This is a genomic window from Ruegeria sp. O11, assembly GCF_056535285.1.
In genome coordinates this window covers 1-12,326 of sequence record NZ_JBQERS010000007.1, presented here as the reverse complement: position 1 = coordinate 12,326, position 12,326 = coordinate 1, and the positions used below count along the sequence as shown (strand labels likewise).

General features: G+C 56.4%; 10 protein-coding genes. 5 read left to right on the top strand and 5 right to left on the bottom strand.

Features of this window, described 5'->3' with window-relative positions:
• Nucleotides 1-24: 24 nt before the first annotated feature.
• The 4 genes from ACRZ91_RS14005 to ACRZ91_RS13990 all read right to left on the bottom strand — a co-directional run bounded on the left by ACRZ91_RS14005 (nucleotide 25) and on the right by ACRZ91_RS13990 (nucleotide 4,736).
• A complete protein-coding gene (locus tag ACRZ91_RS14005) occupies nucleotides 25-312 on the bottom strand; it encodes an HU family DNA-binding protein (RefSeq protein ID WP_010442901.1) in 288 nt (95 codons plus the stop codon).
• Between the two features lie 130 nt (nucleotides 313-442).
• A complete protein-coding gene (locus tag ACRZ91_RS14000; protein WP_480906380.1) occupies nucleotides 443-1,906 on the bottom strand; it encodes an AMP nucleosidase in 1,464 nt (487 codons plus the stop codon).
• The gene (gene ade / locus ACRZ91_RS13995) at nucleotides 1,903-3,705 is read right to left on the bottom strand and encodes an adenine deaminase (protein WP_480906378.1); all 1,803 of its coding nucleotides are present in this window, start codon (nucleotides 3,703-3,705) and stop codon (nucleotides 1,903-1,905) included. The genes ACRZ91_RS14000 and ade overlap by 4 nt, the downstream gene beginning before the upstream one ends.
• A 155-nt stretch (nucleotides 3,706-3,860) precedes the next feature.
• On the bottom strand, nucleotides 3,861-4,736 hold the full coding sequence (locus tag ACRZ91_RS13990) for a LysR family transcriptional regulator (protein ID WP_480906375.1): 876 nt from the start codon (nucleotides 4,734-4,736) through the stop codon (nucleotides 3,861-3,863).
• 119 nt (nucleotides 4,737-4,855) lie between these two features.
• Between ACRZ91_RS13990 and ACRZ91_RS13985 the strand changes: the two genes are divergently transcribed.
• Both ACRZ91_RS13985 and ACRZ91_RS13980 read left to right on the top strand, forming a co-directional pair.
• A complete protein-coding gene (locus tag ACRZ91_RS13985) occupies nucleotides 4,856-5,611 on the top strand; it encodes a class II aldolase and adducin N-terminal domain-containing protein (protein ID WP_480906372.1) in 756 nt (251 codons plus the stop codon).
• 25 nt (nucleotides 5,612-5,636) lie between these two features.
• Nucleotides 5,637-6,623, top strand: coding sequence for a sterol desaturase family protein (locus ACRZ91_RS13980; RefSeq protein WP_480906368.1), 987 nt, complete (start codon nucleotides 5,637-5,639; stop codon nucleotides 6,621-6,623).
• 56 nt (nucleotides 6,624-6,679) lie between these two features.
• Here ACRZ91_RS13980 and ACRZ91_RS13975 read toward each other — a convergent pair whose 3' ends face one another.
• Nucleotides 6,680-7,312 carry a class I SAM-dependent methyltransferase gene (locus tag ACRZ91_RS13975; protein ID WP_170470938.1) on the bottom strand — a complete coding sequence of 211 codons (633 nt, stop codon included), beginning with the start codon at nucleotides 7,310-7,312 and terminating at the stop codon, nucleotides 6,680-6,682.
• A gap of 88 nt (nucleotides 7,313-7,400) precedes the next feature.
• Between ACRZ91_RS13975 and ACRZ91_RS13970 the strand changes: the two genes are divergently transcribed.
• From ACRZ91_RS13970 to katG, 3 genes are all read left to right on the top strand, one after another.
• Nucleotides 7,401-8,246, top strand: coding sequence for an SDR family oxidoreductase (locus tag ACRZ91_RS13970; protein WP_480906365.1), 846 nt, complete (start codon nucleotides 7,401-7,403; stop codon nucleotides 8,244-8,246).
• Nucleotides 8,247-8,292: 46 nt separating this feature from the next.
• A complete protein-coding gene (locus ACRZ91_RS13965) occupies nucleotides 8,293-9,276 on the top strand; it encodes a glycosyltransferase (RefSeq protein ID WP_480906362.1) in 984 nt (327 codons plus the stop codon).
• Between the two features lie 421 nt (nucleotides 9,277-9,697).
• Nucleotides 9,698-11,899: a catalase/peroxidase HPI gene (gene katG / locus ACRZ91_RS13960; RefSeq protein ID WP_480906359.1), complete on the top strand. Its 2,202-nt coding sequence runs from the start codon at nucleotides 9,698-9,700 to the stop codon at nucleotides 11,897-11,899.
• The last annotated feature ends 427 nt before the right edge of the window (nucleotides 11,900-12,326 follow it).

The window sequence follows — 12,326 nt, the reverse complement described above, 5'->3', positions numbered from 1 at the left end:
ATCTTGTGATCTGTCTACGGTGATTTAGCCGTTGACGCTGTCCTTCAGGGCTTTCGCGATGGTCATCTTGACCACTTTGTCAGCCTCTTTCTTGAACTGCTCACCGGTCGCAGGGTTGCGCACCATGCGCTCGGGGCGCTCGCGGCAGTAGATTTTGCCAACGCCGGGCAGGGTGACGGCGCCACCGGCCGAAACTTCGCGGGTGATCAGGCCGGTCATGGCCTCCAGCGCGGCATTTGCGGATTTCTTGTCAGTTCCCATTTCCTCAGCGAGAGCAGCCACCAGCTGAGTCTTTGTCATAGGCTTTGCCATTTCTTGGTCTCCTTAACGTGCCCGATCTATAGGGCCTCACCGCGTAACTGTAACGGGATATTGTGGCCGAACACAACGAATAGTAGCACTAAAAACCCCAAAAATAGGGGAAATTCGTTGCTTTTTTGCTTCACAGAAAGGCCGTTTCGTCGAACGAACGCAATTTCCGGCTGTGCAAGCGTTCTAGCGGCATGCCGCGTAAGTGTTCCATCGCCCGGATTCCAATGGCCAGATGGCGGCTGACCTGAGTTGTATAGAATGCCGAAGCCATGCCGGGAAGCTTTAATTCACCGTGCAGAGGTTTGTCCGAGACACAGAGCAATGTGCCGTAAGGCACCCGGAACCGGTAGCCATTTGCAGCAATAGTCGCGCTTTCCATATCTAGCGCAATCGCACGGGACTGGCTGAGCCGTTGCACCGGCCCGGACTGATCGCGAAGCTCCCAGTTGCGGTTATCGACGGAGGCGACGGTGCCTGTCCGCATGATGCGTTTCAGCTCGTAGCCTTCCAACTCAGTTACCTCGGCTACAGCCTGTTCCAGAGCGACCTGGACTTCGGCCAGCGGTGGGATCGGCACCCAGACGGGCAGGTCGTCGTCCAGCACCTTGTCCTCGCGCAGGTAAGCATGTGCCAGTACGAAATCTCCCAGTGCCTGCGTGTTGCGCAGACCGGCGCAGTGACCAACCATCAACCAGGCGTGCGGGCGCAGAACCGCTATGTGGTCGGTGGCCGTTTTGGCATTCGATGGTCCGACGCCGATATTGACCAGCGTGATCCCAGACCCATCCGCGCGTTTCAGGTGGTAGGTTGGCATTTGCGGCAGTTTCAACGGCTGTTCGATTGCCGCTTCTGGGTCAGCGATCTCGACATTTCCAGTCGAGACAAAGCTGGTATAGCCGCTGTCGGGGTCGGACAATTGCGCGCGCGCATAGTTTTCGAATTCAGAGACGTAGAACTGATAGTTTGTGAACAGAACGTGGTTCTGGAAATGGCTGGGGTCCGTTGCGGTGTAATGCGACAGCCGCGCAAGAGAGTAATCTACGCGCTGGGCGGTGAATAGCGCCAGAGGCTCGGCATCGTTCTCAGGCTCGTTGATGCCATTTACGATGTCGTCATTGGTTGTGTTCAGATCGGGCACATCAAACGCATCGCGCAACGTGAAACCGGCTGCACCTTGGTGCGGAACCACCAGATCCGGGTTGTTGGCCACGGCGAAATGCACCGGGATCGGGGTCTCAGAGGCTCCAATTGTTACCGGCTGATCGTGATTCTTGATCAATAGTGCGATTTGCTGGGCCAGATATGACCGGAACAGATCGGGCCGGGTGACCGTTGTCGCATGCGTGCCCGGTTCGGATACATGACCGAAGCTTAGTCGGCTGTCGACCTGTGCGTAGGAAGAGGTCCTGATCCGGATTTCAGGGTAGAACGCCCGGAAACTTTCGGTAGGAGCGCCATTTTTGAGCGCGTCAGCAAACTTGTCGCACAGGAACTTTGTCGCTTGTTCATAAAGCTCTTCCAAGCGCGCGACAGCGGCCAGCGGGTCTGTAAATTTCTCGGGGTTGGGAACGTCAGGGGTTTGGATAGTTGTCATGCAAGGGGTTCCAGAAGGTCGATCTTTTCAAATGTGCGTACGTCTACCAGCCCAAGGTCTGAGATCCGCAGTTCAGGGATCACGACTAGGGCTAACAAAGAATGCTGCATATATGCGTTGTTGAGTTCACAGCCACAGGCTTTCATCGCCTCGACCATCTTTTCGGCTTTGGCTGCAACTTCTGCGGCTGGGTTGTCGGACATCAGGCCCGCTATGGGCAATTCAACCAGCGCCAGTTCTTCACCGTCCCGAAAGATTGTGATGCCGCCGCCCACTTCCGCCAGTCGGTTTGCAGCCAGAGCCATCTGCTCGCGGTCAGTGCCGACAACGATCATATGGTGGCTGTCATGCGCCACGGTCGAGGCCATGGCCATTTTGCCCTGATACCCAAAACCTGACACAAAGGCGTTGGTCACCCCGCCCGTGGCGCGGTGGCGTTCAACCAACGCGATCTGGCAAACCTCGCCTTCGCCCTCAACAAGCCCTTCGATAATGGGCAATTCTGACTTCAGCGCCCGCGTCGGGGCTTGATTCTCAACGACGCCGATCACATTAGCCATGACGCGGTTGGCGCCAGCGGGGGCTGTAATCTCAAAATCGGTCGAAGACAGCTCATGTCCCAGATGGACAGTGTTCCGTGCCTTGGCAGGCCAATCCAGATGCGGACAGTCGACCGTCACCGTTCCGTTTTCAGCCACGACCTGGCCCCGCGCAATAACTGTTTCGATTGGCAGGCTGGTCAGGTCAGAACTCAGAATAATGTCGGCTCGCCGACCCGGCGTGATCGAGCCGATCTCACGTTCCAACCCAAAATGAGTCGCGGTGTTAATGGTAGCCATTTGAAGCGCGACCAGAGGATCACATCCGCAAGAGATTGCATGGCGCACCACACGGTTCATATGACCATCATTGACCAGAGTACCCGAATGGCAGTCGTCGGTACACAAAATGAAGTTGCGCGGATCCAGCCCCTTTTCGGTCACCGCAGTGATCTGGCTTTCTACATCATACCAGGCAGACCCCAGCCGCATCATTGACCGCATCCCCTGACGGACCCGAGCAATGGCATCGTCCTCGCAGGTGCCTTCATGGTCATCAGCGGGGCCACCAGCGACGTATGCTGCAAAATCAGACCCTAAATCAGGCGATGCATAGTGCCCGCCCACTGTTTTTCCCGCTCGCTGCGTGGCAGCAATTTCCGCAAGCATCTTCGGGTCGCTATGTATGACCCCGGGGAAGTTCATCATCTCTCCCAACCCAATAATGCCGGGCCACGACATCGCTTCAGCCACATCCTCGGCTGTAATCTCATATCCTGTGGTCTCCAGGCCCGGTGCCGAAGGTGCGCAGGACGGCATCTGGGTAAAGATATTCACGGGCTGCATAAGCGCTTCGTCATGCATCAGGCGCACGCCTTCAAGGCCAAGCACATTGGCGATCTCATGCGGGTCGGTGAACATCGAAGTGGTGCCGTGTGGAATGACTGCGCGGGCAAACTCTGCAGGCGTCAGCATGCCCGATTCGATATGCATATGCGCGTCGCAAAGTCCCGGAAGCATATGCCGGCCATCTGCCTCGATGACCTGAGTTTCAGGACCGATGCAATAGGAGGCATCCGGACCCACAAAGGCCACGCGTCCCGCAGCGATGGCGACATCATGATCCGGCAGGGCTTCTCGGCTGTGTACATTCACCCAGATACCGCCGCGGATCACCATATCGGCAGCTTCGCGGCCTGCAGCAACGGCGATAAGACGAGGGGTGGTATCGGGCCAACTTGGGAAGGGAGTGTATTCCATGGCCCAACTTTCACGAATGAAGCAAAAGGTGCAACCCCCACCGGTAAGGTATCATCCAATCATCACAATTCATGCCAACCGCAGCGCGCCAGCGCTGCTACGCCCAACCAGAGGAGATGCTCAAAGGGCATTGAGGATGGGCGGGAGGTCCCGGTCTAGCTTTGAGTGTCGGCTGCGATTTCGGAGCGCAGCCAGTCAACAAAAACCAATGCGCCCGGCGTTTCCTCAGCTTGAGGTGACAGCAGCAAATAATATGCCTCGGGCATGGCGGCACGGTGAGAGAACGGCGCAATTAGGCGACCTTCGTCAAGTAGGCGTTTGGCGATCATGTCATGGGCTAGGCACAATCCGCCTCCAGCCATCGCGACTGACAGGCTGACCAGATAGGTCGTCGAGTATGTAACCTGCGGTTTCTCCCAAATTAGACCCTGATCTGTGATCCAACTCTCCCAATTCGACAGCAAGTTCGAACAATCAAAAAGAGGCTGTTCTTGCAAGGTCTCAAGCGTTACCCGGAAGCCCGGAGCACAGACGGGATAATAGTGATCGGTCTGCAATAGTTCTGTGCGCACCGTGTCGACAGGACGCAGCGAATATCGAATTTCGACCGCCGCACCCTCAGCCATTTCGCGTGGCTCCCACAGCTCGGTGAAGATGTTCAAATGCACATCCGGGTGCAGTTTCCGAAACCGGGGAAGACGCGGCGCCAGCCAGTTGACGGCAAATGTTATGTTGCTCTGCACCTGAACCGCGTTTTGTTGCGCCCCCGTGACGGCCTGGGTGCCCCTTACAAGCGTCCGAAACGCCTCGCGCACAACCGGCAAATAGGTGATGCCTGCTTCGGTCAGTTCCAATGCGCGCGGGCGACGCAGGAACAACGGCTGGCCCAGATACCCCTCCAGCGATTTGACCTGCTGACTAACCGCACTTTGCGTCATATTCAGATCCCGTGCCGCACCTGTAAACGACAGGTGACGGGCTGCTGCTTCAAATGTGCGCAGCCAACCCAGAGGAGGAAGTGGTTTCCGCATATGCATAACTCCGCCAGTAGTTTTACTTATGAATTAGGTGTGTTTTTTTCGTTGGTCAAACTTTTGCAGTGCAGGCACGATTTACCCAATGCCCCAATCGTCCCACGAAGGAGTCCGGTATGAGCGTCACCAACCTGCGCCCCAACATTGATCATTGGTCCGAACGTGTTGATATGGCCGCAGCCTTCCGCTGGACCGAGCGTCTCAACATGCATGAAGGGGTGGCGAACCATTTTAGCCTGGCGGTCAATGCAGACGGCACGCAGTTTCTGGTGAATGCCAACCAGATGCATTTCTCGCGGATCAAAGCGTCAAATCTGCTGCTACTGGATGCCAACGACAATAATGTCATGGATCAGCCCGGAGCGCCGGACCCGACGGCATGGGGGTTGCACGGATCAATCCACCGCCATTGCCCCCATGCGCGTTGTGTGATGCACGTGCATTCGATTTTTGCGACGGTTCTGGCCTCACTGGCGGACAGCACCCTGCCGCCGATTGATCAAAACACCGCAACCTTCTTCAATCGCTATGTGATCGATGAGGAATTCGGTGGTCTGGCGTTCGAAAGCGAGGGCGAACGATGTGCTTCGATGCTGTCAGACCCGATGAAAAAGGTCATGGTCATGGGCAATCATGGGGTTCTGGTGATCGGTGACAGCCCTGCAGATGCCTTTAATAGACTCTACTATTTTGAACGCGCCGCTGAAACTTACATCCGTGCGCTTCAAACTGGGCAGCCCTTGCGCGTTCTGTCCGACGAAATTGCGGAAAAGACCGCACAGGAATTGGATGACTATCCCGGTCAGGCCGAGGCGCATCTGCGCGAAATTAAAGCAGTCTTGGATGCCGAAGACTCGGACTACGCAACCTAAATACCCCCTCTAAGGAGTTTCAGCCATGACTGACGTTCATGATGCAGAAGCCGCCCGCTGGAATTACCGCCCCGACGGTCCGGTCGGTCTGAATCCTTTGTTCAACTGGCCGCCGCGCCCCGCTGCGATCCTGCGTTGGTACAGAGGGGCTTGGCTGCCGCTTACGTCGCTGACTCTGTGTATGGCCTTGGCAGTGGCTGCATATTTTGCGTTTTTGCCTGCATTAGAGACTATGCAATCCTTCGCGCCTGGTTGGATGTTCCGCGTTTGGCTATTGAACATGCTCCCTCAGATCCTTGTTGCTGGGGGCCTGCATTGGTGGCTTTACATGCGCAAAGGGCAGGGCATGTATAAAAAGTTTGACCGTCGGGACCTGACTCGGAACAACGGTTCATTCACTTTTCGAAACCAGGTATTGGATAATATCTGGTGGACCTTGGGCAGCGCGATGACTGTGGCCACGGTCTATCAATGGGTAATCTATTGGGCGATGGCGAACGGCTACGTGCCAGTCATAACTTGGGCGGCAGCGCCGGTCTGGTTCGTGATCTGGATGCTGCTAATCCCAATGTGGTCCGGGTTGCATTTCTACTGGGTCCATCGGTTGGAGCATCACCCGAAACTCTACAAGCACGTTCATGCCGTGCATCATCGCAACGTCAATATCGGGCCGTGGTCAGGGATATCGAACCACTGGTATGAAAACCTGCTTTATTTTTCGACCTACTTCATCCATCTGATCGTGCCCTCGCACCCGCTGCATCTGTTGTTTCATGTTTACTTTCAGCAGATCAGCCCGGTTCTGTCCCATTCGGGCTTTGAAAAGCTAAAGGCTGGCGAGACGGACGCAGCGCGGGCAGGAGATTTCTTCCATCAGCTTCATCACCGGTATTTCGAGTGCAACTATGGCACTTCTGAGATTCCGTTCGACAAGTGGTTCGGGACCTATCACGACGGCTCAGCTGAGGCGACAACACGGACTCGGGCGTATAAAAAGCAGATGTATACCTAGATGACTAATGCCGCGAAGGTCCGGACATAGTCAGATTCGCCCTGATTAGTGTCTGATCAGCCCTTTTCGAACAGCGCGATCAAAGCAATATCATCTTTGTTGGGGCCGGCGGCTAGCTCACCATATATACGCACTTCGGCAAATGACAGATTGCTGATTTGTTCTGCCTCGAGAGCGCCGAATGCATAGGAAAACCCCAGTGCCTCAAAGTGCTTTGCGTTGATTGACAGGGCGAATTGTGCGCCGGGACGCGCGACCCGCAAGAGCGCGGGCAAAGCCTCGGGCCCCAAGTGGCCATGAGTGAACGTTCCGGAGGAAACCACGCCTGCATAGCTGTCACGCGGGACGGGCAGGCCCTGATTCAGATCGGCCTCGATCGCGTCTCGGTAGATATCCTTGCGCATCGCCTGATCCAGCATTTCAGCACTGATATCAGTGGCGTCAATCGGGCCAACGCCCAGCCCCGCCAAAACCGCACCACATAACCCCGTTCCCGCTCCAACATCCAATACCGGACCCTGACCACCGGCAGCAACGAAAGCGCGCGCTGTGTGGATGTGGAGTTGATAGTCTTCCAGTGCGGCAAAATTGTCGTCGTAGTCTCCGGCCCATTCAGCGTAGAGACGCTTGTTCTCTTCAGGCGACTTCAAGGAATAGGCGGCGCGTAGATCGGGTGTTTTGTTGCTCATACATCAATGAAGGCGCATCAGAGGATTCGAATCAAGTGCGTCCATCCGGCGCTTGCATCCCCGGGCCGGGCGGATCATCAAAGGAGCCATGACTCAGACACTTTTTTCATTCGGCCACGGCTATTCTGCCCGAGCGACATCGAAGAGACTTGATCCAACATCCTGGCGGATCATCGGAACCTCGCGCGATCCAAAGCAAATTGAGACCATTCGCGCGTCGGGCGCCGAGCCGATTGTCTGGCCGGGGGAACGGCCTGACTTGGAAGGTGTCACACATGTATTGATCTCAACCGCGCCTACAGCAGATGGTGACCCTGTATTGGCAGAGATGCGCGATGAGATTGCCGCCCGCGCCGGGCAATTCAAATGGGTTGGGTATCTGTCGACCACTGCGGTTTATGGTGATCACGAAGGGGGTTGGGTGGATGAGACCACCGCGCCCGAACCTACCGCCGAACGAGGTCGGTGGCGCGTGCGTGCCGAAACGCAGTGGGCAGATATCACGGACCTCCCGTTACATACATTCCGATTGGCGGGGATTTATGGGCCGGGGCGTGGACCGTTTTCCAAGCTCAAGAGAGGTGGCCTGAGACGGGTCATTAAGCCGGGACAGGTATTCTCGCGTATTCACGTTGATGATATCGCGCAGGTGTTGATCGCATCGATGGCCAAACCCAATCCGGGCGCGGTCTACAATGTCTGCGATGATGAACCGGTGCCACCGCAGGATGTGATCGGCTATGCGGCCGAGCTGCAGGGACTGCCGTTACCACCTGCTGTGCCGTTTGATGAGGCTGATCTGACTCCGATGGCCCGTAGTTTTTACGATGAAAACAAACGCGTTCGGAATGATCGGATTAAAGAAGAGTTGGGTATCTCACTGCTCTACCCAAATTACCGGGTTGGGTTAGAAGCGTTGATGGAACCCTCGTGATCACTGCGCCTTGTCAAGAAACAGATGCAGGTAGTATGGGGATGCGATGAAGGATCGCTCAGCCACCCTGAAGATTACGGTTTCTACTCTCACCCGGCAGCGCCCCGAAATGCTGGCTGCATTGATCGAGAGCTGGGGCGAGATGAAGCTGCCGCCTGATTGCTCAGTGCGATGCCTTGTGGTCGAAAACGACAGTTCATCGCTTAGCGAGGATACCGTGCGGGCAGCGGGGGCTGTGCTGCCCAACGGGGCGGGTCTGGATTATGTCCTTGAGACCGAGCCTGGCATTCCTTTCGGGCGCAACCGTGCAGCGCGCGAGGCGCTTGAACAGGGTTCGGATCTGCTCTGTTTTGTTGATGATGATGAAGTGGTGGCATCCGATTGGCTTGAGAGTTTGGTTGCCGGTTATCGCAAGAGTTCCTCTGTGTTGTTGGGTGCGCCGCTCCGCGCCGCAGGGCCGACTGGGCAGGAAACCGCAATGCAGCGGCTGATGCTGCGCAACATCAGCAATCGATATCTCGACAAGGAAAACGCCGCCGCCAGGAAGGCGACATTGAACGATACCGGCGGCGTTACCATCGTGACCAACAACTGGCTGGGCGAGACGAGGTTGTTCAGCGAAACCGGGCTTTGGTTCGATGAAACCATGCGGATGACAGGCGGAACGGACGCAAAGTTCTACGCCGAGACCGTTGCCGCCGGATTACCTGTGGGCTGGGTGCATGATGCGTTCGTGTATGAAACCATTCCACCCGAGCGTCTCTCGTTCTGGTATCAGGCAGCTCGGGGGCGGGACCAGTCCAACACGCATATGCGGCGCAAGCTTGATCAGAAGCCGACAAAGGCGATCTTGGGTTTCCTGAGCGCCCCCTTGCGGCTGGTGGCACTGCTGGTGGCAATCCTGTTGTTTCCGTTCCAACCGGATCGACGGTTGATCCAGATCGCCCGCACGGCTGGGTGGTTGGTCGGCGTATTGGGAATTCCCTTTGGCTACAAATCAGCCCTTTATAAGAAAGTCAGTGGCCACTGAACCTGTGTCGACAGACAGCTTGACGCTGGCGTCAGTCAGGCAATTCACAGCAGTCAGCATCGTAGATCCATTTGCGTCGCCACCCCCACGTGCTCAAATTGCGAGTCAAGCTGAAGCCCAACGGTGAAAATGCAATCGCGTACTTTAGCGTCCGGCTGCGCGAAGACGTTCAAGTGATAGTTTTGAGTTATCGATATCATCGAAAAACAAAACTTATGTGAATGGCTTGGATTTGCTAAATCTACATCCAAACAGAAAGAACGAGTCGTTAATGCTATTTCCTACAATGAAGGCAGGGCTGATCCGCGCGATCCCGCGTAATGCCCATGCCAAGGACGAGCGCAAAAACACTCAAGACCCCTGTTTCTCGTTTCAAAGTTAACCGCGCGACGCACACATCTAGCCAGTACTGGAGATCGATATGGACGGAAGTGATACCCCCAACATGGGCAAATGCCCGGTAATGCATGGCGCCGAGGCCCGGTCCAACCGGGATTGGTGGCCGAACCAACTTAACCTGTCGATTCTGCATCAGCATAGCCCTGCATCGAACCCGATGGGCGAGACATTTGACTATGCCGAAGAATTCAAAAAGCTCGACCTGAAGGCGCTGAAGGAAGACCTTTACGCGCTGATGACAGATTCGCAGGACTGGTGGCCAGCGGACTATGGTCACTACGGCGGCTTGTTCATCCGTATGGCCTGGCACGCTGCAGGTACCTATCGGACGGCGGATGGCCGTGGCGGTGCCTCGACCGGCAATCAGCGGTTCGCGCCTCTGAACAGCTGGCCGGACAATGGCAACCTGGACAAGGCGCGCCGTTTGCTGTGGCCGATCAAGCAGAAATACGGCAACCAGATTTCCTGGGCTGACCTTTATATTCTGGCGGGCAACTGCGCGATCGAATCCATGGGTGGCACGACCTTTGGCTTTTCCGGTGGCCGCGAAGACATCTGGGCACCCGAAGAAGACATCTATTGGGGGGCCGAAACCGAATGGCTGGCCCCAACCGAGAACCCGCACAGCCGCTATTCGGGCGAGCGTGATCTGGAAAACCCGTTGGCCGCCGTTCAGATGGGTCTGATCTATGTGAATCCCGAAGGTCCCGATGGTGAGCCGAACGTTCTGGCCTCGGGCCGCGACATCCGTGACACCTTTGGTCGGATGGCAATGAACGACGAGGAAACCGTCGCTCTGGTCGCGGGTGGCCACACTTTTGGCAAGGCGCATGGTGCGGGCGACCCCAACCTGGTCGGCCCCGAACCCGAAGCCGCCCCGATCGAGGACATGGGCTTTGGCTGGATCAACGACTTCGGAACCGGCAAGGGTGACGACACGACCACCTCGGGCATTGAAGGCGCGTGGACCGCGAACCCGATCAAGTGGGACAATGGCTATTTCGATCTGTTGTTCGGCTATGATTGGAACCTGACCAAAAGTCCCTCGGGCGCTTGGATCTGGGAACCGGTCGGCGTGAAAGACGAAGACATGGCGCCGGCGGCGCATGATCCGTCCAAGAAGGTCAAGACCATGATGACCACCGCCGACATGGCGATGCGCATGGACCCGATCTATGGTCCGATCTCGAAACGCTTCCATGAAAACCCAGAAGAGTTCGCCGACGCCTTCGCTCGCGCCTGGTTCAAACTGACCCACCGCGACATGGGTCCACGTGCCCGTTATCTGGGAGCAGAGGCTCCGAGCGAAGAGCTCATATGGCAAGACAATGTCCCTGCCGTCGATCATGCGCTTATTGACGACGCCGATGTGGCCGATCTCAAAGCAAAGATACTCGCAACCGGGTTGTCGGTTTCGGATCTGGTGTCGACCGCATGGGCTTCGGCTTCAACCTTCCGCGGATCGGACATGCGTGGTGGTGCCAACGGTGCGCGTATTCGCCTGGCCCCGCAGAAGGATTGGGAGGTCAACGAACCGCTGAAACTGTCCAAGGCGCTGGATGCGCTGGAAGGCGTTCAGAAAGCGTTCAATGATGGACAGTCTGGTGGCAAGAAAGTTTCCTTGGCAGATATTATTGTCCTAGGTGGCGCTGCAGCCATCGAACAGGCAGCCAAAGCCGCAGGCCATGACGTAGACGTGCCGTTTGCTCCGGGCCGGACCGATGCTTCGCAAGAGCAGACCGACGTCGATTCTTTTGTAGTTATGGAACCCATCGCCGACGGTTTCCGCAACTACCTGCACAAGGAATACTCGATTCCGGCCGAGGCTCTGCTGGTGGACAAGGCGCAACTGCTGACACTGTCTGCGCCTGAGATGACGGCACTTGTCGGTGGGATGCGGGTGCTGGGTGCAAACTTCGGTGGCACCTCTCATGGAGTGCTCACCGACCGGGTTGGTACGCTCAGCACTGACTTCTTTGTGAATCTTTTGGATATGGGTACCGAGTGGAAGCCGTCAGGTGATGGCGTCTATGAGGGTCGTGATCGGGCGAGCGGCGAAGTGAAGTGGACAGGTACCCGCGCGGATCTGGTCTTTGGTTCGAACTCGCAGTTGCGGGCGCTGGCCGAGGTCTATGGTCAGGACGATGCGGGCGGTAAATTTGTCTGCGACTTCGTTTCGGCCTGGAACAAGGTGATGAACGCGGATCGATATGATTTGAACTAACCCTGTGACAACCGCAGTGAATTGAGCCGCCCGAGGAGACTCGGGCGGCGTTTTCGTTCGCCCGAGTTTAGGTTGCCTACCGATCATTGGGTATGATTCCGCTGAAAGGTCGTCCACCTCGTTGCTGTGAGTTTCTTTTTAGCAGGTTTGTGGGGTAAATTATGAAGCTAACATATTGTTTTCATTAATATGGAGAAGAAACCGAGCGGAAATGTGAAGTTTTTTCAAAATGGGGGTTGCAGGTCTCAGGCCTAATCCGTAAATACCCCTTCACCGGCGCTGCTGAGGCGGTTGCTGGGACGCTGGGAACGGCGGAGACGAGCCGGAGAGACGGTTGAGACGCATCGGAGAGACGGTGGGCATCTGAGGTTGGTAATTGGGCGGTGGCGCTGAGTGATTGGCGTTATGGTCTGGTTTTTGGGTCTTG